This is a genomic window from Palleronia sp., from assembly GCF_042089775.1.
In the GTDB taxonomy this organism is placed as follows: Bacteria; Pseudomonadota; Alphaproteobacteria; order Rhodobacterales; family Rhodobacteraceae; genus Palleronia.
On sequence record NZ_JBELKF010000059.1, the window covers coordinates 1 to 21360 of the forward strand.

The window sequence follows — 21360 nt, forward strand, 5'->3', positions numbered from 1 at the left end:
TCCGATCTGTTGCGCGCGGGTGGTCGATTTCACGTGCCATTCGATCATCGGCAGTCCCAGCGAGCCGCTGACCTGACGCGCCAGCTCGGTCTTGCCGGTGCCGGGCTCGCCCTTCACCAGAAGCGGTCGTTGCAGCGTGATCGCCGCATTCACCGCGATCTCCAGATCGGCGGTGGCGACATAGCTGTCGGTCGAGCTGAACTGCATGATGCGCGTCTCCGTCTGGGTTGCGCCGAGGGGTATGCGGCACCCGCGGGCGATGCAAGCGCGGCTGCGCGGCAAGGTGCCCTTGGGGCCACTTGTCACGTGACAAGGCATGGCCCTTCCGATAGATCGGCGCCAGAGGCCAGCCGGCGACGGATCAACTGGTCCACGGGTAAAGGGAGTAGGGTATATGAAGGTCGAAACCTTTCTGCCGGACGACTACCGTCCCGCCGAAGACGAGCCTTTCATGAACGAACGGCAGGTCGAGTATTTCCGTCGGAAGCTTCTGGATTGGCGCAGCGAACTCCTGGGTGAGAGCCGCACGACCATTGAAGGCCTGCAGGACGGCACGCGTAACATTCCCGACATGGCCGACCGCGCCAGCGAGGAAACCGATCGCGCGCTGGAACTGCGCACCCGAGACAGGCAGCGCAAGCTGGTCGCCAAGATCGACGCCGCGCTGCGTCGGATCGACGAGGGCGAATACGGCTATTGCGAGGTGACGGGCGAGCCGATCTCTCTCAAGCGGCTGGACGCGCGTCCGATCGCGACGCTGAGCCTTGAGGCGCAGGAGCGTCACGAACGCCGCGAGAAGGTTCACCGCGAAGAGTGAACCGCGCGGGGTGGGCGGCTGGACCGCGCACCCGTTCCGCGAAGGAGGGGTCCGATGGAGCCCGTGACCGTCATCGGCGCCGGGATCGCTGGCCTTTCTGCCGCGCTTGCCCTGCGAAACCGTGGACGCGATGTGCGCGTGCTGGAACGCGCTGAGGCGCTGCGCGAGATCGGCGCCGGCCTGCAGATCAGCCCGAATGGCTATAGCGTTTTATCTTCCCTTGGATTGGGCCCTGAGATCGACCGCGTCTCGCGCCCCAGCCACGCCGTGGTTCTCGCCGACGGGCTGACGGGGGCCGAGGTGGTGCGGATGCCGCTCGACGGGCCATTCCGCCTGATCGCACGACCCGCCCTGATCGAGGTTCTGGCCGACGCTGCGCACGCGACGGGCGTCGAGATTTGCTTGGGCCAAGCGATCAATGCGCTGCCGTCCGAAGGACTCGTCGTGGGGGCCGATGGCCTGCACTCGGTCGTGCGCACTGCCCTGAACGGCACGGATCGCCCTTTCTTCACAGGGCAGGTGGCATGGCGCGCGACGGTCGAGGGCAACCGCCCCGATCTAGCGCGGGTCGACATGGGTCCGGGGCGACACCTTGTCCGGTACCCTCTTGGTGGCGGGCGCGTGAATCTCGTTGGCGTCGAAGAGCGCAACGAATGGGCCGAAGAAGGTTGGCACACCGCCGGCGATCCGGATCGGTTCCGCGGTGCGTTCTCTGGATTTCCCGACGCACGGGACGAGCTGGATCGCGTCGAAAGCTGTGCGCTCTGGGGATTGTTCCGTCACCCGGTCGCCGAACGCTGGCAGGACGGGCGCTGCGCGATCATCGGGGACGCCGCGCATCCGACGTTGCCGTTCCTGGCGCAGGGCGCAAACCTGGCGCTCGAAGATGCGTGGACGCTTGCAGAGGCTCTAGACGCAGATGACCTTCCCGCTTGGGAAGCGGCGCGAAAGCCTCGGGTAACGCGTGCCATCTCCGCGGCCAATGTGAATGCCCGGAATTACCACCTGCGCGGCTTGCCCCGCTTTGTTGCGCATGGCGGGCTGAGGGCTGTCGGAATGGTCGCACCGACCGCGCTGCCGTCACGCTTTCGCTGGCTCTACGATTACGACGTCACGGCCTGAAGCAAGAAGGGCGCAACCAGCGGTCGCGCCCTTCGAGATTTCTCAGATCGCCATCACGTTCAGCGGCGGGAAGCCGTTGAAGCCCACGCTCGAGTAGGTCGAGGTGTAGGCGCCGCAGTTGCGGATCAGCACCCTGTCGCCCGAGCGCAGACCCAGCGGGAGCTGAACCGGACGCTTTTCGTAGAGAACGTCGACGCTATCGCAGGACGGGCCGGCGAGGATGCAGGGACCGGTTTCTTCGCCGTCGCGCCAGGTCTGGATCTGGTAGCGGATCGCCTCGCCCTCGGTCTCGGCCAGACCCGAGAAGCGGCCGATGTCGAGGTAGACCCAGCGGTGCAGGTCGGTGTCGGACTTGCGCGAGACGAGCACGACCTCGGCCGCAATCATCCCCGCATCCGCCACCATGCCGCGGCCCGGCTCTGCCATCACGCGGGGCACGTCGCCGAAGAGGGCGCGCACGCGGGACATGACGTCGGCCGCATACTCGGTGGGGCCGTCGACGGCCTCGCCATAGAAGGCGGGAAAGCCGCCGCCGATGTTCAGCAGCGTCAGGTCGTGACCCGCGTCGCGGGCGGCGTGCCAGACACGGGCGACCTGCGCCAGCGTGTCGGACCACATCGCGGCAAAGCGGGTCTGGCTGCCAACATGGAACGACAGTCCCTCGGGGTGGAGGCCCAGCGACACGGCGTGGTCCAGTAGCGTCTCGACACGCTCGGGCGAGCAGCCGAACTTGCGGGTCAGGGGCCAGTCGGCGCCCGAAGCCTCGACGATCACGCGAATGTAGACCCGGGCGCCGGGGGCGTTTTCGGCAATCTTGTCGAGCTCTTCCTCGGCGTCGGCGGCGAAGCGCGCGATGCCGGCGCGGTAGGCGAAGGCGATGTCGCGAGGCTTCTTGATCGTGTTGCCGAAGCTGATGTTCTCGGGGCGGGCGCCCTGGCCCAGGCAAAGCTCGATCTCGCCGCGCGAGGCGGCGTCGAAACCCGAACCTTCGGCGATCAAGGCCGAGATCACCGCGGGATGCGGGTTGGCTTTGACCGCGTAGTGGATGTGGGCGTTGCCCAGGCCGGCCTTCAGCGCGCGGTAGTTCTGCGCGACGATGCCGGTGTCGATGACCAGCGTGGGACGATCGAAATCACGCCCGGCCACATAGGCCTCGAGCGAGGGTGCAGAAAAGATTCCGACGGCGTCGGTTGCGGAAGCACTCATGGTCATCTCCAATAAGAGCTGGGCCTGTTGCCCTGTTTTACGGGAGACGTTACCGTCGCTACATGAAGCGGATCGGGTCCGGCGACCAGAGGCGCGTGCGTTGGCGTCTGTCGCGGCATATGGCCGGGGTCGCGCATCATTTCAAGAAGTTTTCGAGGCCGCCGCAAATTAATCTGCGATCACCGCGGGCCTCGGCCGGGGCGGTCCGGGGTGAGCCATTCCGGCCAGCCCCAGACGAGGTCCACGAGGTACAGCGCCGCACAGGCTGCAAGGATGGCGAGGACGAACTTTACCTGGCCCCCCGAGGGCGGGTTCTGCGCCCATCGTTTAGCCCGAAGAAGCCAGCGGTAGTTCATTCCGTGCCCGTTTCCTCGGCTGCGGGAACGGCGCGGAGATACGCGACGATCGCGGCGATGTCCTCGCCGGGCAGGGTGTTCAGATGCCTGACCACGGCGGCCATCTGCCCGCCGGCGCTGTCGAAGTCCGGCGTCAGCCCGGTCTTGAGATAAGCGGCGAGGTCGGCGTCGGACCAGCCTATCTGGCCGGGGGTGATGCCGGGGATCCGGCCCTGGCCGTCGGGATTCGGCGCACCCTGCAGCCACCGGTCGCGGTCCATCCCGCCGAGCGCCGTGCGCGGGGTGTGGCACTGGCCGCAATGGAACAACGCTTCGACCAGATAGCGGCCGCGCTCGACCTCGGCCGAGGCCGGTTCGTCCATCACCCAGCCGCGGTTCGCGTAGAGCATCTTCCATCCGCCGAGCGTGCGGCGGATGTTGAAGGGGAAGGACAGGTCGTGGGGCAGCGAGGCCGCGTCGGACTCGGGCAGGGTCCTGAGATGCGCGACGATGTCCACAAGATCCTGCAACTCGGCATTCTCGTAAGAGGTGTAGGGCAGGGCGGGGTAGTAGTGACTGCCCGAAGGGGAGATCCCGCGGGCGATGGCATTCACCAGATCGGTATCGGACCAGTCGCCGATGCCTTGGGATGAGGGCGAGATGTTCGGTGCGTGGAAGGTGCCGTATCGCGTCTCAAACGCCATGCCGCCGGCGAGGACCGGCGCACCGTCGCCCTCTGAAACGCCGGACGCCACGTGGCACGAGGCACAGCCGGCCTGGGTAAAGAGCGCGGCACCCCTTTCGGCATCGCCCTCCAGCCCCTCGACCTCGGCCGCGGGCAATGGGTTGGGCGCTGTGACGAACCAGGCGACGACGGCCCCCGCCGCGACGAGCGCGGCGAGAAAAAGCAGCGTGGGACGCATCAGTCGTCCGAGATCCGGTAATCTTCATGGCACCCGCCGCAGGCTTGCCCGAGGCTCCGCATCTGCCCACCCACGGCCTGCTGGCCATCGCCGGCAACTTCAGCCATGGCCGTCGCAGCTTGGTGCAGGTCGTCGAAGCCGGACATGAAGTCGTCCTTGCTTTCCCAGATCGCGGGCAGGGCCCTCGACGCCTCGATCTCTTCCGCCGATGTGCCATCGGGCCAGTAGCCATTCTGATGGATGCTGGACAACGTGACGAGGCGGTCGGCCGCGGCCTGCGCGAGCCCGGCGTCATACTCGATGTTGCCCCGGGCCATGTTCCCAAGGGTCGAGAGCGAGAATGCGAAGTTCTGCATGAGGCCCTGCCGGGCGCGGACCTCCTGTGGGACGTTCGACTGGGCAAGAGCGACGGTGGCGACGGTTCCGAGGACCACGGATGTTGATAGCAGTCTTTTCATCGGCGTATTCCCTGTTGGCGTTGATCGGACGAGTCCACCACAGCATCTATCGCGCCGCCGTCATAGTCACGTGACGGTCAGGGCGTCACTCCATCACCACTTTCCCAATATGAGGCAGGTTCCGGTCGCGCTGCGCATAGTCGATGCCGTAGCCGACGACGAACTCGTCGGGGATCTCGAACCCGGTCCAGGTCGCCTTGACGTCGACCTCGCGCCGCGTCGGCTTGTCGAGAAGCGCAATCGTTTCGAGCCGCGCGGGCCCGCGCTGGCGCAAGAGGCCCAGAACGTGGTGCAGGGTGAAGCCCGTATCCACGATGTCCTCGACGACCAGAACGTCCCGCCCCGCAATCTCGCCGCGCAGGTCCTTCAGGATGCGAACCTCGCGCGAACTCTCCATCGAGTCGCCGTACGAGGACGCCTCGAGGAAATCGACCTCGACCGGCAGCTTCAGCTCGCGCACCAGATCGGCGATGAACACGAAGGACCCTCGCAGAAGGCCGACGACCACCAGTTGCTCGGTGCCGGCGAAGTGCCGTTCGATCTCGCGGGCCAGAGCCTCGATTCGGGCGGCGATGGATTTCGCCGAAATCATCTCTTCGACGTGGTAATTCGGTCGCTTCATGTCCGCCGCCCTTGATTTAATGGTCGGATCGGTCGAAATCCTCGATGAAGCCGACCCCGGAGAGATATGCCGAAGCATCACGAAACCCGCAAGCTGCCCTACTCGGCTCAGCAGATGTACGATCTGGTGGGCGATGTGGAAACTTATCCGAAATTCATCCCCTGGATCTCGGCCGCAAGGCTCACCTCGCGCCGCGAGACGGACACGGGCGAAGTGCTCGAGGCCGACCTGGTCATCTCGTTCAAGGTGTTCCGCGAGCGGTTCGGCAGTCGTGTCACCAAGGACCACGACGACATGCGGATCGACACCGAGTACCTGAAGGGTCCGTTCCGACACATGAACGCGACCTGGCGGTTCCGCGACGCCGAGGGCGGCGGGTGCGAGGTCTTCTTCGACGTGGATTTCGAGTTCAAGAGCCGTATTCTGGGATCGGCGGCGCAGATGTTCTTCAATGACGCGATGCAGCGGATCGTGCGCGCCTTCGAACGCGAGGCTGCCAACCGCTACGGCTGAATCAGGCGAGTGCGTCCGCCAGAAGGCGCAAGGCGTGATCGCGCGTGGCCGCACGCACCGCGGCGCGCCCGAGGGGTCCGAATTCAACCGTTTCCGTCCGGGTGCCTTGGGCGGTGGAGAGGCCGAAGCAGACCCGCCCCTCTGGCTTGTGCTCTGACCCGCCGGGCCCTGCGATGCCGGTCACCGAGATAGCGTGCGTGGCGCCCGAGCGCATCCGAGCTCCTTCGGCCATCTCGTGCGCGACCGCTTCGGACACCGCACCATCGCGGGCGAGAGTGTCGTCCGCAACGCCCAGCATCCGCACCTTTGCGGCATTGGAGTAGGTGACGAAGCCGCTGTCGAACACTGCTGAAGCGCCAGCGGGTCCGGTCAGGGCGGCGGCGATCATGCCGGCGGTACAGCTTTCTGCGGTGACGAGCGTCGCCCCGCGGGCCTTGGCGGCCGCAAGGACCGACTCAACCAGTGTCACAGCAGGATCACCCCGTGGGCGATTGCGGCGAGGAGCATCAGGCAGACCGCCGCCATCGCGCCGGCGACGATGTCGTCCAGCATTACGCCCGTCACGTCCCCGCGCCGGTCGACCACGCCGACAGGGCCGGGTTTCCAGATGTCGAACAGACGGAATAACGCGAAGCCGGCGATCCAGCCGGGCCAGAGCGCGCCGATCCCGACGCCGACGCTCGCCGCGCCGAAGGTCAGCGGCAGCAGCGCGACCCACTGTCCCGCCACCTCGTCGATCACGATCCAGCCCGGGTCCTCGTCGCCGGTGCGGGCGGTCTCCCGCGCCGTCGCCCAATACCCCACCACGTAGACCATCACGATCCCGAACACGCAGAGCCACGGCCCGCCGAGGACGTGCAGGGCGAAGAATGCGGGCAACGCGGCGAGCGATCCCCAGGTGCCCGGGCCGGGTTTCAGGAGGCCCGTGTAGAAGAAGGTGGCGATGATCTGGCTCATGCGGGGACTAACGACACTGTTGCGATGGCGGCGATCCCCTCTTGCCGGCCGGGAAAGCCCAATTTCTCGGAGGTAGTCGCCTTGACCGAGATGCGCGAGGGGTGCGCGCCCAGAATCTCGGCCAGACGCTCGGACATCTCATCGGCATGAGGTCCGATCTTTGGCGCCTCGCAGATCAGCGTCAGGTCCGCATTCCCCAGCTTGAAGCCGTGCTGCGCCGCCAGGTCGCGCGCATGGGACAGGAAGATGTGGCTTTCGGCACCCTTCCACTGCGGGTCCGAGGGCGGGAAGTGCCGCCCGATATCGCCTGCAGCAAGCGCGCCGTATATCGCGTCCGTGACGGCATGCATTCCGACATCGGCGTCGGAATGGCCAGAAAGCGCGCGATCGTGCGGAATTTCGATCCCGCATAGAATCACGCGGTCGCCCTCGATGAAAGCGTGGACGTCGAAGCCGTTGCCGACGCGGATATCCATGGGACCTCGCAGCAGATGTTCGGCCCGCTCGAAATCGGCGGGCCCGGTGATCTTCAGGTTCCTTTCATCGCCTTCGACGATGGAAACGTCCAGCCCGGCCGCGCGGGCGACGGCAACATCGTCCGGCGCATCCGCGTCTGCTGAGGCGTGGGCGTCGCGGATCGCACCATAGTGGAAGCCCTGCGGCGTCTGCGCGCGCCACAGGCCGGTGCGGTCCTGGGTGCCGGCCACGCGACCATCCTCGCCCACCCAGAGCGCGTCGACCACCGGCAGGGCAGGGGCCGCGCCCTGCGTGTCCGCCAGCGCACCGATCACGCGGTCGATCAGGTCGGACGTCACCAGCGGGCGCGCAACATCGTGAATCAGCACCTGGTCAGGTGCCGTTTCGGCCAGTGCGGCAAGGCCGGCGCGAACGGACTCGCCGCGCGTGTCGCCCCCGGCGACTACATCCATGTCGGGCAGCATCTGCCAGCCGGGTGCAAGGCCCATATCGTCCGGATGCAGCACCAGAACGACCCGGTCGACCCTTGGATGCGCGCGAAACGCCTCGATCGAATGGGCGGCGACGGTGCGTCCGCCCAGCGTCCGCCATTGCTTCGGGAGGCCCCCGCCAGCGCGGGTTCCGCGTCCCGCAGCGACAAGGACGGCGGCTGTCGTGGTCACAAAAGGCATCACGATCCCTTCACGTTTACCGTGCATTCGAAGCGTTTACCTTTCGGATAAGGCAATTGTTGCCCGACTTTTGGGCAGATCGTGTTTTTCGCATGTCCGGCACGGATGGCGATTTGCCTTAATTCGGTGGTGGCGATAAGCGAATGGGCAAACGCTCATAGATTAGGCATCGATATCCCCGTGACCTCGCCTTTCGCCGCGCTCGCCCTTGATCCGCCAGTGTTTCTGGCTCCGATGGCGGGCATTACCGACCTGCCGTTCCGTGACCTCGTCTGTCGATTCGGCGCCGGCCTGGTCGTGAGCGAAATGGTTGCGAGCCAGGAGATGGTGCAGGGAAAGCCGGGTGTACGGGAGCGTGCGACGCTGGGGTTGGACCGCGAGCGGACCAGTGTCCAGATCGCCGGGCGCGAGGCGCCGTGGATGGTCGAGGCGGCGCGGCGCGTCGTCGGTGCCGGTGCACGGATCGTCGACATCAACATGGGCTGCCCCGCCAAGAAGGTGGTGAACGGGCTGTCGGGATCGGCGTTGATGCGCGACCCGGACCATGCCCTGTCCCTGATCGAAGCGGTGGCCGGGGCGGTGGATGTTCCTGTGACCCTGAAGATGCGACTTGGCTGGGACGACGGACAGCTGAACGCGGCCGAGATCGCCGCGCGTGCCGAGGCGGCTGGCGTGCGCATGATCGTCGTGCACGGCCGGACGCGCTGCCAGTTCTACACCGGCCGCGCAGACTGGGAGGCCATCGGCACGGTGAAGCGGGCCGTGTCGATCCCGGTCGTTGCCAATGGCGACATTCGCTCTGCCGCGGATGCTCGCGCGGCCCTCGACGCCTCGGGTGCGGATGGCGTGATGATCGGCCGCGGCGTGCAGGGGCGCCCTTGGCTTCTCGCAGAAATCGCAGCCGAGCTTGGCGGCACGCCTGCGCCGGACGTTCCCGGACCGGCCGAGATCACGGATTTGGTCGCCGGCCATGTCGAGGCTTCGTGCGTCTTCTACGGCCGCAAGCTGGGCACGAAGGTCGTGCGCAAGCACCTGGGCTGGTACCTCGACGCGTTGGCACCGGAGACTCCGCTGCGCCGTGACATCCTGACCGCCGAAGGCCCGGAAGCGGTCGCGGCGCTGCTGCCCGAAGCGCTTGGCCATGGAAGGGCAGCGGCATGATGGGGAACGCGCAATGACCGTTGACGGCCCGCTCTGGGCGTCCCTTCCGCTGCCGGCGCTGCTGCTCGACGCCCAGGATCGCATCGTCGAGGTGAACGCCGCGGCCGAGGATTTCCTGATGAGCTCGGCCAAGTCTCTGCAGGGCGAACCTGTCTTCGACCGGATCTTCATCGACGCGCCGCTCGACGAGGCCTTCGGGCGGGTGCGGACGAACGGTTCGCCGCTTTACGTCAACACGGTCGAGGTCGGGTCGGGCAACCGCCCGCCCGAGACCTGCGACATTCAGGTGGCTCCGCTGGTCGGGGCGGGCGACCACGTTCTGCTGCTGATGACGCCGCGGCAGATCGCCGGGCGACTGCAAAAGGCCAAGCAGGCACGATCTTCCGCCCGCTCGGCCATCGGCATGGCCGAGATGCTGGGGCACGAGATCAAGAACCCGCTCGCCGGAATCACCGGAGCGGCGCAGCTCTTGTCCATGAGCCTCGACAGCGCCGACCGCGAGCTGACGGACCTGATCGTCGGAGAATGCCGCCGGATCGTCGCGCTGATCGACCAGGTCGAGCAATTCGGCAACCTCCGCCCGCCCGAGCGGCGTGCGGTGAACCTGCACGACCTGCTCGACCGCACCCGCAAGAGCGCCGCTCTCGGGTTCGCCGCGCATATGCGGCTGAAGGAAGAGTACGACCCCTCGTTGCCACCTGCGCTGGTCGATCAGGACCAGATGCACCAGGTCTTCCTCAACATCCTAAAGAACGCGGCCGAAGCTGCGGGGCCAGAAGGAGGCACGATCACGGTGCGCACCTTCTACGACCACGGGTTGCGCGTGCGGCTGGGGGATGGTGAGACGGCCGCCGTTCCGCTCCAGGTCGAGGTGATCGATGACGGCCCCGGCATGCCGCCCGACCTGATGGAGTCGATCTTCGACCCGTTCGTGTCGGGCAAGGAGAACGGCACCGGCCTTGGCCTTGCCCTCGTTTCGAAGATCATCAGCGATCACGACGGTCTTATCGCCGTGGAAAGCCGTCCCGGACGGACCGCCTTCCGCGTGTCGCTTCCCCTTGCCCCCGAAACCTGAGGAGTGACCATGGACGGTACCGTTCTTGTCGCCGACGACGACCGCACCATCCGCACCGTTCTGACCCAGGCGCTGACACGCGCGGGCTGCAAGGTCCACGCGACCTCGTCCATGGTGACGCTGATGCGGTGGGTCGATGAGGGGAAGGGCGATCTGGTGATCTCGGACGTGGTCATGCCGGACGGCAACGGGCTTGACGCGTTGCCGGAGATCACCCAGCGCCGGCCCGGGCTGCCGGTCATCGTGATCTCGGCGCAGAACACGATCACCACCGCCATCAAGGCCGCCGAGAAGGAGGCGTTCGACTACCTTCCCAAGCCGTTCGACCTGCCGGACCTGATGAAGCGAGCGGCCAAGGCACTGGACTCTCCGCGCCGATCCCAGCCCGCCGCGTCACGACCCGAAAGCCCCGGCGCCGGGGGCGATCTGCCGCTGGTGGGGCGGACGCCCGCGATGCAGGAGCTCTACCGCCTGGTCGCGCGGGTGATGAACACCGACCTGCCTGTCCTGATCAGCGGCGAAAGCGGGACGGGCAAGAGCCTTGTCGCCCGCGCCGTCCACGATTTTTCGGATCGGCGGTCGATGCCGTTCGTGGTCGCAGGTGTCGCTGACTTCACCTCGTATGACGGCCCCTCGACGGTGCTTGCGAAGGCGCGGGGCGGCACGATCCTGTTCGACGAGGTTGGCGATCTGGACTTCGAGGCGCAGGTCAGGATCGTTCGGATGCTCGACGCGCTGGGCGACGGCGCGCCGCGGGTGATGGCCACGACGCAGGGCGATCTGGGCCAGCGGATGGAGGCCGGCCATTTTCGGCAGGACCTCTACTACCGCCTCGCCGGCGTGACGCTGACCGTTCCTTCCCTTCGCGAACGCGTCGAGGATATCCCGCTGCTGGCCGAGCATTTCCTGCTGAAGGCCGAGCGGGACGGCCTGCCGCGGCGGCTGTTTTCGGACGAGGCGATGGGGCTGATCCGCCGCTACTCCTGGCCCGGCAACGTGCGCCAACTCGAGAACACCGTGCGCCGCCTGACCCTGACCGGCGGAGAGGGAGAGATCGGCCGTGACGAGGCCGAGGCGGTCCTGGGCAACCAGCCGGCGATGGAGCCCCTGAAGGGCGGCGGCGACGGAGACCGCCTGCAGGGCTCGGTCGCGCGGCATTTGCGGCGCTATTTCGACCTGCATGGCGGCGTTCTGCCGCCCCCGGGCCTCTACCAGCGCATCCTGCGCGAGGTCGAAGCTCCCCTGATCGAGATCGCGCTCGACGCGACGGGGGGCAATCAGGCCAAGTGTGCGGACTTGTTGGGAATCAACCGCAATACGTTGAGAAAGAAGATCACCGACCTCGATATTAGCGTGACACGGCGCCGAAAGTTGATGTAAAGCTGCAACAATAGCGTGGCCGATGGGGCAAAGACCCCGCTCATAATGAAGCCACGCATGAGCGGTAACGGCACACTCGTGTGCCTGAGTTTCGGGAGTCGTCCATGGCGCATCCTGCCGGGATGCTTGGCTGGAACCGGTTGGTGCGGTTGCGCCGGCGCAAAAGGTTGCAGAACGCAGCGACGATCGGGATGGTCGCGCTCGGGCCTGTGCTGGCGTTCATCACCTATCTGGTGCTTGGGCCCTTTGATGCCGGCGAAGCAGGGATGTTGCTGCGGCTGATCCTGCTGGCTGACCTCGTTTACGTGCTGGCGCTCGCGACGCTGGTGCTGATGACCCTCATGCGGATGATCGCCGCGCGGCGGGCGCAGTCGGCGGGCTCGCGGCTGCACATGCGGCTGACCGGGGTCTTTGCGCTGATCGCGCTGGTGCCCACCGTGACCGTCGCGATCTTTGCCGCGCTGACCATCAATTTCGGCCTCGAAGGGTGGTTTTCCGATCGTATCCGGTCGGTGGTTGGCGCGTCCCTTGCCGCGGCCGAGGCGTACGAGGACGAGCAGCGCGAAAGCTTAGCCACCGATGCCGATGCGCTCGCCCGCTATCTCGCGGCGGCGCAGCTGGGCCGCATTCAGCTGTCCGACGGCGAACTTCGGCAGCTTCTGGGGCAGGGACAGGCGCAGATCCAGCGCGGCCTGAGCGAAGCCTATGTCATCGACAGCACGGCCGAGATCCGCGCCCGCGGCGAAGGCTCGTACCTTTTCGACTATGAGACCCCGCCCGAGGGCGCCATCGACGCCGCCGCAAATGGCGAGACGGTAGTGATCGAGGACTGGGACATCAACGAATTCCGTGCCCTCGTCGCGCTCCAGGGGATCGAAGATCGCTACCTCTATGTCTCGCGCGACGTGGATGGCGAACTTTTGGCACTGCTCGACGACACGCAGGACTCGGTGCGGCTGTACAACCAACTCGAGGCGGACCGGGGGCGGCTGCTGTTCGAATTCGGCCTGCTTTACATCGGCTTTGCCGTCATCCTGATCCTCGCCGCGATCTGGCTGGGCCTTTGGTTCGCTGAACGGCTTGCTCGTCCCGTCGGTCGGTTGGCCGGCGCGGCCGAGCGCGTTGGCGCAGGGGATCTCGACGTGCAGGTCCAGGAGGATGACGGCGACGACGAGATTTCGATGCTGGGCCGTCTGTTCAACCAGATGACCCGCCAGTTGAAGGCGCAGCGCGACACGCTGCTCGAGACGGCTGACCAGATCGACCGCCGCCGCCGGCTGTTCGACAGCGTGCTGTCCTCGGTCACGGCCGGGGTGGTCGGTCTCGACCCCGAGGGGCGTGTGACCTTCGTCAACCGCTCGGCCGAGCGGCTGCTGGTGCTTGCCGAAGAGGCGGGGCAGGCGGCGCATCTGACCGTTGCGGTGCCCGAATTCGGCCCGCTGTTCGAGCGCATCGCCGAAGGCCGCGACGAGAGCGTGCAGGCCGAGGTGAAGGTCTCGCGCCGGGGTGTGCTGGAATCGCTGCTGGTGCGCATGTCGACCCGCCGGGCCGAGGATGGCGCGCTGGAAGGGTTCGTGGTGGCCTTCGATGACGTTTCGGACCTTGTCGCGGCGCAGCGTATGGCTGCCTGGGGCGACGTCGCCCGCCGCATCGCGCACGAGATCAAGAACCCGTTGACGCCGATCCAGCTGTCCGCCGGACGCATCAAGCGCAAGTTCAGTCGCGAGGTCTCCGAGCCCGAGAAGCTCGAGCAGATGACCGAGGTGATCGTGCGCCAGGCCGAGGGGTTGCGCAGGATCGTCAACGAATTCAGCCAGTTCGCCCGGATGCCCGAGCCGGACCGCCGCTTCCACGACATGACCAAGATCGTGGAGTCCGCCGTGCTGCTGCAGCAGGCGGGGCAGGAGGGCGTGAAGATCCGCACCGATCTGCCCTCCCGGCCGGTCACGACCGAGGTCGACGACACGATGATCGGCCAGGCGATGACGAACCTCATCAAGAACGCTGGCGAGGCGACAGAGAGCCTCATCAAGAAGGGCTCACCGGAAGGCTACCGGCCCGAGGTCCGCGTGGCGATGAAGGCTGAGGACGGGGAGATCCTCGTGACGATCGAAGATAACGGCATCGGCCTGCCCGAGGACCGCGCCCGCCTGTTCGAGCCATACGTAACCACCCGCGACGAGGGGACGGGTCTTGGTCTGCCTATCGTCAAGAAGATCATCGAGGAACACGGCGGCACGCTTGTCCTGACCGATGCCGATCCGTTCACCCCCGGCGCGCACCGTGGCGCGAGGGCAGAAATAAGGCTGCCGGCGGCAGACGCGCCGGCGGAGGCGACATATAAAAAGGAGGCGGACTACTCATGGGCGACATCCTGATCGTGGACGACGAGCGCGACATTCGCGAACTCGTCGCGGATATTCTCGAGGACGAGGGCTATACCTGCCGCAAGGCGTCGAACTCGGCAGAGTGCATGGCTGAGGTCGAAAAAGAGCCTCCCTCGCTGATGATCCTCGACATCTGGCTCAAGGATTCCGACATGGACGGGATCGATATCCTGAAGATCGCCAAGCGCGATTACCCGGGGATGCCGGTCATCATCATCTCGGGGCACGGCAATATCGAGATCGCGGTCGCGGCCATCAAGCAAGGCGCCTACGATTACATCGAAAAGCCGTTCAACATCGACCAACTGATGGTGGTGATCGGCCGCGCGATGGAAACATCCCGCCTGCGCCGCGAGAACGTGGAACTGCGCCGCCGCGACGCCGAGCCGCCCGAGCTGGTGGGGTCGTCGCCGGCGTTCCGGTCGCTGAAGTCGTCACTCGACAAGGTCACCAAGTCGAACGGTCGCGTGATGCTCACGGGTCCAGCGGGGTCGGGCAAGGAGCTTGCCGCGCGCTATATTCACGCCAACTCAGGGCGCACGGATTGTGCCTTCGTCACCGTCGGCGCAGCGGCGATCGAGCCCGAGCGGATGGAAGAGACCCTGTTCGGGCGCGAGGGTGATCGCGGGATCGAGCCGGGCCTGCTGGAGCAGGCGGATGGCGGCGTGCTGTTCTTCGACGAGGTCGCGGACATGCCGCTCGGGACCCAATCAAAGATCCTGCGCGTGCTGGTCGACCAGGCCTTCACCCGCGTGGGTGGCTCCGACAAGATCCGCGTGGACATCCGTTTCGTTTCCTCGACCAACCGCGACCTGCAGGCGCTCTGCGACGAGGGCAAGTTCCGGTCCGAGCTCTATCACCGCCTCGCTGTGGTTCCGATCGAGGTGCCGTCGCTGGACGACCGGCGCGAGGACATTCCCGAACTCGCCGAATTCTTCCTGCGCCTGTTCAACCGTCAGCAGGGCCTGCCGCTGCGCAGCCTTTCGGGCGAGGCATCCGCGATGCTCCAGACGATGATCTGGCCGGGTAACGTCCGCCAGCTGAAGAACATGATGGAGCGCGTGCTGATCCTGGGTGACGCTGAACAGGGTGAGATCGCCGCCGCCGAACTGCCTGGGCCCGAGGCGCAGCCGCCGGAAGAGCAGGGTCGGGTGGTGCTGTCGGGCTCGCTTGCCACGCTGCCCCTGCGCGAGGCGCGCGAACTCTTCGAGCGAGAGTACCTGCTGACCCAGATCAACCGCTTCGGCGGCAATATCAGCCGCACGGCGAACTTCGTCGGGATGGAGCGCTCGGCGTTGCACCGCAAGCTCAAGAGCCTCGGTGTCGTGACCTCGGCAAAGCAGGGCGCGCGCGTTGCGCGGCTGGACGAACCGGCGGCGAGCTGAGCTGCCGGTGCCCTTTGCCGATCGTCGGACGGAGGTTGCGGGACGCCCTGTCGCTTATGTGGACGAGGGGCCGCGCGACGCGCCGCCGCTTGTCCTGCTGCATGGCGCAGGGTTCGATCACGCCGAGCTGACCTGGCGCCTGACGGTCGCCGCGATGCGGGGGCGACACCGGGTGATCGTCCCCGACCTGCCGGGGTACGGCGACAGCGCAGCCCTGGATGGTCGGCCGGATCTGCCGGGACTGGGAGAGTGGGCGGTGCACTTTCTCGATGCGGTCGGGGTTGGGAGTGCCGATCTCGGCGGGGTCAGCATGGGCGGCGGCATGGCGCTGTGGATCGCGATCCACGCGCCCGAGCGGGTGAACCATCTGATCGGCGTCTGCCCCTACGGCCTGATGGCGCGCGCGCCACATCACCGCCTCGCTTGGGCTGCCTGGCGTGCCGGAGCATTGCCACTGGCGTACCGGGTCGCTGCGGCGAGCCCGCGCGCCGCGCGGCTGGGCCTTTCGCTGAGCTACGGCGATCCGCGCCGGGTCAGCCGCAACGCGGTGGCCGAACTGCGCGCGACGGCCCGACAGCAAGCGCAGCGGCGCAGCTTCGACGCGTTCCTCGCGGCCGAGATGACGCGGAGCGGCCTGAAGTCCGACCTAACGCAAGAGTTGCATCGAATTATGGCGCCGACGCTGCTGCTCGCAGGGCGGTTCGATCGGCTGGTCCCCGCCGTCCACCTCAAGCGCGCCCGCGCCCGCATTCCAGATTGCCGCTACCTCGCGCTGCCTACCGGCCACTGGCCGATGCGCGAACGCCCGGAGCTGTTCCAGCAGGCCCTGAGCAGCTTTTTGAGCAGCGCTCCGCGCCGCACCGATCCCATCGACGCGGGAACGTAACATCGGCCAGCCTCGTAGTGTCCTGTAAGAGGTCTCGCCCGGACCGCCACATGACGTAACGGAGAACCGATATGCGATACGCCCTGATCCTTAGCCTCGTGGCCCTTCCTGCCTTCGGCCAGGATGCGGGGACCCCGGACGCGGAGGCCGAACCGCCGGTGGGTGGCGTCGGCCGGTTGGCTTGTGCTGCCATCATCGGTCCAGAGAACGCGCCGTATCTGGGGCAGGCGGGGGACTGGGCCTTGGGCTACATGGCAGGACGACTGGATGCAGGAGACGAGCTGGGCGAGGGTTCGACGTTGTCTCCCGACGACAGCTTGGACGTGGTGGCCGGAATTGCCGTGCGCTGCCACGAGAATCCCGATCAACCGGTAATCGAGGCCGTCCGTGGCTTCGCCCAGCGTGTGTTTGGAACAGAGGCGCAGGCCGGGCCGGTTGCGCCGGACGCGCCTCCTCCGCCGCCTGACATGCCCGACAGCGCAGCATCGGCCGAGCCGCCGCGGGAAAGCATCGCGCCCGAGCCGCGTCCCGACACAACGTCGTCGGACGCGGCATCGTCTGAAACCGCGACGTCGGACGCAGCGCCGTCCGCAGAGGCGGCGGAGGCCGACGCATCCTCGACATCTTCCGGCGAAGCCTCGGGCAATACCACGTCATCCGACGGAAATGATGACCCGGCTGAACTGGATACGAGCGTGGACAGCAACGACGGTGCACCGGATCCCGGTGACTGAGACGCAGGAGGAGAACATGGTCCACGTACTCGTGGCCGACGTCACGACCCTGACGGTGGATGCCATCGTCAACGCCGCCAACCGCTCGCTTCTGGGCGGAGGCGGGGTCGATGGCGCCATCCATCGCGCAGCGGGGCCAAAGCTGCTTGAGGAGTGTCGCAGGCTTGGTGGGTGCGAGACCGGCGATGCGAAGGCGACAGGCGGCTATGCCTTGCCTGCCGATTACGTCATTCACACGGTCGGGCCCGTGTGGCATGGCGGCGACCGGCATGAGCCGGAGGCGCTTGCGTCGTGTTACCGGCGCTCGTTGCAGGTCGCGCGGGACCTCGGGTGCAAGAGCATCGCGTTTCCCGCGATCTCGACCGGGGTCTACGGCTACCCCGCAGCCGAAGCGGCACACGTGGCGGTAACCACGATCGAAGAGCATGCGAGCGGTCTGGACGCGACCTTCTGCTGTTTTTCCCAGCAGTCGGCGCATCACCACCGCGAGGCGCTCCGCGATGCCGGGTGGACCGAAACGAACTCCGGCTTCACGAAGCGGGGCTGAGCCTGCCCGCGGCGATCAGGGGTGGCACGTCGCCGAATATCGCCCTAGACCTGCGCGCGTTCGTGGCGCTGTCCCGTCCGACGGAAGGACGTCGCGCCTCCGGACACTGCCAGGCCGAGCCGCCTGCCGTGGCGCAGCAGGCGCAAGGCGCGAGTTGCCCCCGCTCGAGCTAGAGGGCTATCTGCGCGAGCAAGACAAAAGCGAGACGACATGATCGTTCTTCACCACTGCCACCAGACCCGGTCGATGCGGACGCTCTGGCTCTTGAACGAGCTGGGCCTGAACTACAGCCTGCGGGTCCATGCCTTCGACCGATCGTTGCGCGAGCCCGAGTATCTGTCGCTTAGCCCCGCCGGGCGTGTGCCGGCGCTTGAGCTGGATGGCGACGTCTACTTCGAGACTGGGGCGATTTCCGAAATCCTGTGCGAGCGGTTTCCCGAGAGGGGCTTGGGCCGGCCGCCGGGGGACATCGACCGACCGGACTTCCTAGTCTGGCTGCACTTTGCCGAAACGGTGACGCAGCATGCGGCGGCACTGACCCAGCAGCATGTGGTGCTATACGAAGATGAAATGCGCTCGCCCCTGATCATGCGGATTGAGGCGGCCCGGTTGCGTAAATGCTACGCCGCAATCGAGGGTCGCCTTTCGACGCCCGTCGAGAACCGCGATTACCTTCTGACGAGCGGTTTTTCGGCCGCCGACATCTCTGTCGGTCAGGCCGTGTACATGGCGCAACATTTCGCAACGCTCGACGATTTCCCGGAGACGGCCCGCTGGTACGAGCGGATCACCGAGCGCGAGTCGTTCCGCGATGCTCTACCACCGCCGGGGGCGGAGCTTCTTTATGCGCAAGACTTCTATCCCCCTTGGGAGTGAGCGCGTGGCTCAGGCAAGCGCCAGAACGATCGCAATTCCGGCGAGCGGCACCCACAGGGCAATCTCGAGCGAGAAGTACCCCACATCCGTGCTGATGAAGTGACGCAGGCGGCTGAGGAAGGATGGTTTCTGATACATCGTCTATGGCTATTCATGGGCGGGGGCTTTTGTCGGCCATTGACCGTGTCTTCACAATTGGGCGCGAATTGTGGAGCGATCGGTTCGATTCCGGGGCAGCGGGATCGCCTGCCGCGGGCCGGGGGCGTTGACCCCGCACGTGGCGGAGAGTATCTGCCGCGGGAACGACGTAAGGAGGCCGGACCGCCATGGACCCGATGCTCAGGGAATACCTTCCGATCATCATGCTTCTGGGAGTGGCCATCGCGCTTGGCCTGGTGCTGATCCTTGCTGCGGCTGTCCTGGCCGTGCGGCATCCCGACGCGGAAAAGGTCTCGGCCTATGAATCCGGCTTCAACGCGTTCGACGATGCCCGGATGAAGTTCGACGTAAGATTTTACCTCGTCTCGATCCTCTTCATCATCTTCGACCTCGAGGTCGCGTTCCTGTTTCCATGGGCCACGACCTTCGCGACCATGACGGACGCCGCCTTCTGGTCAATGATGGCGTTCCTCGGCGTCCTGACGATCGGGTTTGCCTATGAATGGAAGAAGGGCGCGCTCGACTGGGAGTGACGCCGACCGCGAACCGCGGGGCGATGCGTCGTCCCGTCCTGCCTGTGGGCACAAGGCCGTGACCAGGCGCGACAAGTCAAAGCCGGGGCGATCGTGCCGGTGGGTGCGTTGACGTCGAGGGCCTGCGCTTATACGTGCATGTGGCAAAAGCGGAGCAAGGGCGTGCCGCACGCCGACCCGCGATTTCCGTGAGAGGATGAACAGATGTCTGTGACCCCCGGCGCGACCCCCAAAGCCGCCATGACCGCAGGGCCCGACCGCGAGCACGCCACCCAGGTGCTGAATCGCGAGCTGACCGACAAGGGCTTCCTGCTGACCACCGCGGATGACCTCATCAACTGGGCGCGGACCGGCAGCTTGCACTGGATGACGTTCGGCCTTGCCTGCTGCGCCGTCGAGATGATGCATACCTCGATGCCGCGCTACGACGCCGAGCGGTTCGGCATCGCGCCCCGCGCCTCTCCGCGCCAGTCCGACGTGATGATCGTGGCCGGAACCCTCACCAACAAGATGGCGCCCGCGCTGCGCAAGGTCTACGACCAGATGCCCGAGCCGCGCTACGTGATCTCTATGGGCTCCTGCGCCAATGGCGGCGGCTACTATCACTACAGCTACTCGGTCGTGCGTGGCTGTGATCGCGTGGTGCCGGTTGACCTCTACGTGCCCGGGTGCCCGCCGACGGCCGAGGCGCTGCTCTACGGCATCCTGCAACTGCAGCGGAAGATCCGCCGCACCGGCACCATCACCCGCTGAGGAGGGAAACATGCCCGAAACGGCCCTTCGCGAACTGGGCGAGCACGTCAAGAACGCCCGCCCCGATTGCGTTCTTGGCTACCACGTGACGAATGGAGAGCTGACGGTGGACGTCACGCTCGCCTCCGTGCGGTCGCTGGTCGAGTTTCTCAAGACCGACAAGACCTGCCGTTTCACCACACTCGTCGATATCACCGCGGTCGATCATCCGGCCCGCGAGGCGCGGTTCGATCTGGTCTATCACTTCCTGTCGATGTGGCAGAACCATCGGATCCGCCTCAAGACGCAGATCCGGGAGGACGAGATGGCCGCCTCGATCACCGGGGTCCACCAGTGCGCCGACTGGTTCGAGCGCGAGGTGTTCGACATGTTCGGTATCATGTTCACCGGCCATCCCGACCTGCGCCGCATCCTGACGGACTACGGCTTCCACGGCCATCCGTTGCGCAAGGACTTCCCCACCTCGGGCTATGTCGAGGTCCGCTACGACGAGACCGCCAAGCGCGTGGTGTACGAGCCGGTCGACCTGGTGCAGGAGTACCGTCAGTTCGACTTCATGAGCCCGTGGGAAGGTGCGGACTACATGCTGCCGGGTGACGAGAAGTCGAAGCAAGACACTTGAGAGGGGGGCTGGGATGATGATGGGCTCGATGGCAATGGGCAATATGCTGACGGGTTTCCTGTTCCTGGCCATTCTTCTTGTGGTGCCGTTCTGGCGAATTCTGCCCAGCTACGGCATTTCGAAATGGGTGTCGTTGCTGGCGATCCTGCCGGTCGGGGCGCTGATCCTGCTCTGGGTTCTCGCCTTCCGCGAGTCGTTCTCCGACCGCTCGTGATACGCGATGCCCGGATGGCCCGGCTGGACTTCCGGGCGCCGAAATACGACGTTGTAGCCCCATGTACAGGGCGCGCCCCCCATATGGTGGCTGAAAACCTTACGAAGGTCTGAGATGATGGACGGAACCCAGTTCGACGACGCCCAGACGGGCGAGCAGAAAATCCGCAACTTCAACATCAATTTCGGACCTCAGCACCCGGCGGCACACGGCGTGCTTCGCCTGGTTCTCGAGCTGGACGGAGAGATTGTCGAGCGCGTGGACCCGCATATCGGCCTGCTGCATCGCGGGACCGAGAAGCTGATGGAAAGCCGGACCTACCTTCAGAACCTGCCCTATTTTGACCGGCTCGACTACGTGGGCACGATGAACCAGGAGCACGCCTGGTGCCTCGCTATCGAGAAGCTGACGCAGACAGAGGTGCCGCGCCGCGCCTCGCTGATCCGCGTGCTCTATAGCGAGATCGGCCGTATCTTGAACCACCTGTTGAACGTCACGACTCAGGCCATGGACGTGGGCGCACTGACGCCGCCGCTCTGGGGCTTTG

The 21360-nt window shown here is 66.2% G+C and carries 26 protein-coding genes and 1 pseudogene; 17 read left to right on the forward strand and 10 right to left on the reverse strand.

The annotated features are described in order from the left end of the window. The coding region (locus ACFDS3_RS13730; protein ID WP_375262920.1) for an AAA family ATPase at positions 1-207 on the reverse strand (207 nt) is incomplete at its 3' end. A 187-nt stretch (positions 208-394) separates the two neighbouring features. Here ACFDS3_RS13730 and dksA point away from each other — a divergent pair. Together dksA and ACFDS3_RS13740 are read left to right on the forward strand one after the other, a co-directional pair. Next, positions 395-817 (forward strand): RNA polymerase-binding protein DksA, encoded by a 423-nt coding sequence (gene dksA / locus ACFDS3_RS13735; RefSeq protein ID WP_375262921.1) that lies wholly within the window; start codon positions 395-397, stop codon positions 815-817. Between the two features lie 54 nt (positions 818-871). After that, positions 872-1939 carry an FAD-dependent oxidoreductase gene (locus tag ACFDS3_RS13740; protein ID WP_375262922.1) on the forward strand — a complete coding sequence of 356 codons (1068 nt, stop codon included), beginning with the start codon at positions 872-874 and terminating at the stop codon, positions 1937-1939. Positions 1940-1981: 42 nt separating this feature from the next. Here ACFDS3_RS13740 and ACFDS3_RS13745 read toward each other — a convergent pair whose 3' ends face one another. From ACFDS3_RS13745 to hpt, 5 genes are all read right to left on the reverse strand, one after another. Further along, positions 1982-3151 carry a type III PLP-dependent enzyme gene (locus ACFDS3_RS13745; RefSeq protein WP_375262923.1) on the reverse strand — a complete coding sequence of 390 codons (1170 nt, stop codon included), beginning with the start codon at positions 3149-3151 and terminating at the stop codon, positions 1982-1984. A 173-nt stretch (positions 3152-3324) separates the two neighbouring features. After that, entirely contained in the window at positions 3325-3501 is a 177-nt protein-coding gene (locus tag ACFDS3_RS13750) for a hypothetical protein (protein WP_375262924.1), read from the reverse strand. Beyond that, positions 3498-4403 carry a c-type cytochrome gene (locus ACFDS3_RS13755; protein WP_375262925.1) on the reverse strand — a complete coding sequence of 302 codons (906 nt, stop codon included), beginning with the start codon at positions 4401-4403 and terminating at the stop codon, positions 3498-3500. Before ACFDS3_RS13755 ends, ACFDS3_RS13750 begins: the two co-directional genes overlap by 4 nt. Further along, positions 4403-4861, reverse strand: coding sequence for a c-type cytochrome (locus tag ACFDS3_RS13760; protein WP_375262926.1), 459 nt, complete (start codon positions 4859-4861; stop codon positions 4403-4405). The genes ACFDS3_RS13755 and ACFDS3_RS13760 overlap by 1 nt, the downstream gene beginning before the upstream one ends. Before the next feature lie 85 nt (positions 4862-4946). Further along, on the reverse strand, positions 4947-5483 hold the full coding sequence (hpt, locus tag ACFDS3_RS13765; protein WP_375262927.1) for a hypoxanthine phosphoribosyltransferase: 537 nt from the start codon (positions 5481-5483) through the stop codon (positions 4947-4949). Between the two features lie 66 nt (positions 5484-5549). On the opposite strand from hpt, the gene ACFDS3_RS13770 reads away from it, so the two are divergent. Further along, positions 5550-5996 carry a type II toxin-antitoxin system RatA family toxin gene (locus ACFDS3_RS13770; protein ID WP_375262928.1) on the forward strand — a complete coding sequence of 149 codons (447 nt, stop codon included), beginning with the start codon at positions 5550-5552 and terminating at the stop codon, positions 5994-5996. Position 5997: 1 nt separating this feature from the next. On the opposite strand, the gene ACFDS3_RS13775 is transcribed toward ACFDS3_RS13770, so the two are convergent. From ACFDS3_RS13775 to ACFDS3_RS13785, 3 genes are read right to left on the reverse strand one after another with little or no spacing between them, the layout of a single operon-like run. Continuing rightward, entirely contained in the window at positions 5998-6465 is a 468-nt protein-coding gene (locus tag ACFDS3_RS13775) for a CinA family protein (RefSeq protein WP_375262929.1), read from the reverse strand. Continuing rightward, on the reverse strand, positions 6462-6953 hold the full coding sequence (locus ACFDS3_RS13780) for a phosphatidylglycerophosphatase A (RefSeq protein WP_375262930.1): 492 nt from the start codon (positions 6951-6953) through the stop codon (positions 6462-6464). Before ACFDS3_RS13780 ends, ACFDS3_RS13775 begins: the two co-directional genes overlap by 4 nt. Beyond that, complete coding sequence (locus ACFDS3_RS13785; protein WP_375262931.1) at positions 6950-8101, reverse strand: bifunctional 2-C-methyl-D-erythritol 4-phosphate cytidylyltransferase/2-C-methyl-D-erythritol 2,4-cyclodiphosphate synthase; 1152 nt, start codon at positions 8099-8101, stop codon at positions 6950-6952. The genes ACFDS3_RS13780 and ACFDS3_RS13785 overlap by 4 nt, the downstream gene beginning before the upstream one ends. Positions 8102-8281: 180 nt before the next feature. Here ACFDS3_RS13785 and dusB point away from each other — a divergent pair, with 180 nt between their 5' ends. The 9 genes from dusB (at position 8282) to ACFDS3_RS13830 (ending at position 18532) form a co-directional block, all read left to right on the forward strand. Beyond that, complete coding sequence (gene dusB / locus ACFDS3_RS13790) at positions 8282-9262, forward strand: tRNA dihydrouridine synthase DusB (RefSeq protein ID WP_375262932.1); 981 nt, start codon at positions 8282-8284, stop codon at positions 9260-9262. Positions 9263-9275: 13 nt separating this feature from the next. Next, complete coding sequence (locus ACFDS3_RS13795) at positions 9276-10337, forward strand: nitrogen regulation protein NR(II) (protein WP_375262933.1); 1062 nt, start codon at positions 9276-9278, stop codon at positions 10335-10337. Positions 10338-10346: 9 nt separating this feature from the next. After that, positions 10347-11717 carry a response regulator gene (locus ACFDS3_RS13800; RefSeq protein WP_375262934.1) on the forward strand — a complete coding sequence of 457 codons (1371 nt, stop codon included), beginning with the start codon at positions 10347-10349 and terminating at the stop codon, positions 11715-11717. Between the two features lie 104 nt (positions 11718-11821). After that, positions 11822-14095, forward strand: coding sequence for an ATP-binding protein (locus tag ACFDS3_RS13805; protein WP_375262935.1), 2274 nt, complete (start codon positions 11822-11824; stop codon positions 14093-14095). Next, positions 14080-15489 carry a sigma-54-dependent transcriptional regulator gene (locus tag ACFDS3_RS13810; RefSeq protein WP_375262936.1) on the forward strand — a complete coding sequence of 470 codons (1410 nt, stop codon included), beginning with the start codon at positions 14080-14082 and terminating at the stop codon, positions 15487-15489. Before ACFDS3_RS13805 ends, ACFDS3_RS13810 begins: the two co-directional genes overlap by 16 nt. Positions 15490-15496: 7 nt before the next feature. Continuing rightward, a complete protein-coding gene (locus ACFDS3_RS13815; protein ID WP_375262937.1) occupies positions 15497-16375 on the forward strand; it encodes an alpha/beta fold hydrolase in 879 nt (292 codons plus the stop codon). A 71-nt stretch (positions 16376-16446) separates the two neighbouring features. After that, positions 16447-17109 carry a hypothetical protein gene (locus ACFDS3_RS13820; RefSeq protein ID WP_375262938.1) on the forward strand — a complete coding sequence of 221 codons (663 nt, stop codon included), beginning with the start codon at positions 16447-16449 and terminating at the stop codon, positions 17107-17109. A gap of 16 nt (positions 17110-17125) precedes the next feature. Then, entirely contained in the window at positions 17126-17656 is a 531-nt protein-coding gene (locus ACFDS3_RS13825) for an O-acetyl-ADP-ribose deacetylase (protein ID WP_375262939.1), read from the forward strand. 210 nt (positions 17657-17866) lie between these two features. Next, positions 17867-18532, forward strand: a complete 666-nt coding sequence (locus ACFDS3_RS13830; RefSeq protein ID WP_375262940.1) for a glutathione S-transferase family protein — start codon at positions 17867-17869, stop codon at positions 18530-18532. 9 nt (positions 18533-18541) lie between these two features. Here the strand turns inward: ACFDS3_RS13830 and ACFDS3_RS13835 are convergent, their stop codons facing one another. Next, positions 18542-18670 (reverse strand): hypothetical protein, encoded by a 129-nt coding sequence (locus tag ACFDS3_RS13835; RefSeq protein ID WP_375262941.1) that lies wholly within the window; start codon positions 18668-18670, stop codon positions 18542-18544. 188 nt (positions 18671-18858) lie between these two features. Between ACFDS3_RS13835 and ACFDS3_RS13840 the strand changes: the two genes are divergently transcribed. The 5 genes and pseudogenes from ACFDS3_RS13840 to ACFDS3_RS13860 form a co-directional block, all read left to right on the forward strand. Then, the gene (locus ACFDS3_RS13840) at positions 18859-19224 is read left to right on the forward strand and encodes an NADH-quinone oxidoreductase subunit A (protein ID WP_375262942.1); all 366 of its coding nucleotides are present in this window, start codon (positions 18859-18861) and stop codon (positions 19222-19224) included. Between the two features lie 204 nt (positions 19225-19428). Then, complete coding sequence (locus ACFDS3_RS13845) at positions 19429-19977, forward strand: NuoB/complex I 20 kDa subunit family protein (protein WP_375262943.1); 549 nt, start codon at positions 19429-19431, stop codon at positions 19975-19977. A gap of 10 nt (positions 19978-19987) precedes the next feature. Next, complete coding sequence (locus ACFDS3_RS13850) at positions 19988-20599, forward strand: NADH-quinone oxidoreductase subunit C (RefSeq protein WP_375262944.1); 612 nt, start codon at positions 19988-19990, stop codon at positions 20597-20599. 13 nt (positions 20600-20612) lie between these two features. Then, positions 20613-20813: a hypothetical protein gene (locus ACFDS3_RS13855; protein WP_375262945.1), complete on the forward strand. Its 201-nt coding sequence runs from the start codon at positions 20613-20615 to the stop codon at positions 20811-20813. A gap of 117 nt (positions 20814-20930) precedes the next feature. Next, positions 20931-21360 (forward strand): annotated as a pseudogene (locus ACFDS3_RS13860) (NADH-quinone oxidoreductase subunit D); the annotation flags it as partial.

Excerpts from the sequence above, each read along its gene's own strand:
- dksA (WP_375262921.1), top strand. The coding sequence starts at position 395 with ATGAAGGTCGAAACCTTTCTGCCGGACGACTACCGTCCCGCCGAAGAC.
- ACFDS3_RS13740 (WP_375262922.1), top strand. The coding sequence starts at position 872 with ATGGAGCCCGTGACCGTCATCGGCGCCGGGATCGCTGGCCTTTCTGCC.
- ACFDS3_RS13745 (WP_375262923.1), bottom strand. The coding sequence starts at position 3,151 with ATGACCATGAGTGCTTCCGCAACCGACGCCGTCGGAATCTTTTCTGCA.
- ACFDS3_RS13750 (WP_375262924.1), bottom strand. The coding sequence starts at position 3,501 with ATGAACTACCGCTGGCTTCTTCGGGCTAAACGATGGGCGCAGAACCCG.
- ACFDS3_RS13755 (WP_375262925.1), bottom strand. The coding sequence starts at position 4,403 with ATGCGTCCCACGCTGCTTTTTCTCGCCGCGCTCGTCGCGGCGGGGGCC.
- ACFDS3_RS13760 (WP_375262926.1), bottom strand. The coding sequence starts at position 4,861 with ATGAAAAGACTGCTATCAACATCCGTGGTCCTCGGAACCGTCGCCACC.
- hpt (WP_375262927.1), bottom strand. The coding sequence starts at position 5,483 with ATGAAGCGACCGAATTACCACGTCGAAGAGATGATTTCGGCGAAATCC.
- ACFDS3_RS13770 (WP_375262928.1), top strand. The coding sequence starts at position 5,550 with ATGCCGAAGCATCACGAAACCCGCAAGCTGCCCTACTCGGCTCAGCAG.
- ACFDS3_RS13780 (WP_375262930.1), bottom strand. The coding sequence starts at position 6,953 with ATGAGCCAGATCATCGCCACCTTCTTCTACACGGGCCTCCTGAAACCC.
- ACFDS3_RS13785 (WP_375262931.1), bottom strand. The coding sequence starts at position 8,101 with ATGCCTTTTGTGACCACGACAGCCGCCGTCCTTGTCGCTGCGGGACGC.
- ACFDS3_RS13795 (WP_375262933.1), top strand. The coding sequence starts at position 9,276 with ATGACCGTTGACGGCCCGCTCTGGGCGTCCCTTCCGCTGCCGGCGCTG.
- ACFDS3_RS13800 (WP_375262934.1), top strand. The coding sequence starts at position 10,347 with ATGGACGGTACCGTTCTTGTCGCCGACGACGACCGCACCATCCGCACC.
- ACFDS3_RS13805 (WP_375262935.1), top strand. The coding sequence starts at position 11,822 with ATGGCGCATCCTGCCGGGATGCTTGGCTGGAACCGGTTGGTGCGGTTG.
- ACFDS3_RS13810 (WP_375262936.1), top strand. The coding sequence starts at position 14,080 with ATGGGCGACATCCTGATCGTGGACGACGAGCGCGACATTCGCGAACTC.
- ACFDS3_RS13820 (WP_375262938.1), top strand. The coding sequence starts at position 16,447 with ATGCGATACGCCCTGATCCTTAGCCTCGTGGCCCTTCCTGCCTTCGGC.
- ACFDS3_RS13825 (WP_375262939.1), top strand. The coding sequence starts at position 17,126 with ATGGTCCACGTACTCGTGGCCGACGTCACGACCCTGACGGTGGATGCC.
- ACFDS3_RS13830 (WP_375262940.1), top strand. The coding sequence starts at position 17,867 with ATGATCGTTCTTCACCACTGCCACCAGACCCGGTCGATGCGGACGCTC.
- ACFDS3_RS13835 (WP_375262941.1), bottom strand. The coding sequence starts at position 18,670 with ATGTATCAGAAACCATCCTTCCTCAGCCGCCTGCGTCACTTCATCAGC.
- ACFDS3_RS13840 (WP_375262942.1), top strand. The coding sequence starts at position 18,859 with ATGGACCCGATGCTCAGGGAATACCTTCCGATCATCATGCTTCTGGGA.
- ACFDS3_RS13845 (WP_375262943.1), top strand. The coding sequence starts at position 19,429 with ATGTCTGTGACCCCCGGCGCGACCCCCAAAGCCGCCATGACCGCAGGG.
- ACFDS3_RS13850 (WP_375262944.1), top strand. The coding sequence starts at position 19,988 with ATGCCCGAAACGGCCCTTCGCGAACTGGGCGAGCACGTCAAGAACGCC.
- ACFDS3_RS13855 (WP_375262945.1), top strand. The coding sequence starts at position 20,613 with ATGATGATGGGCTCGATGGCAATGGGCAATATGCTGACGGGTTTCCTG.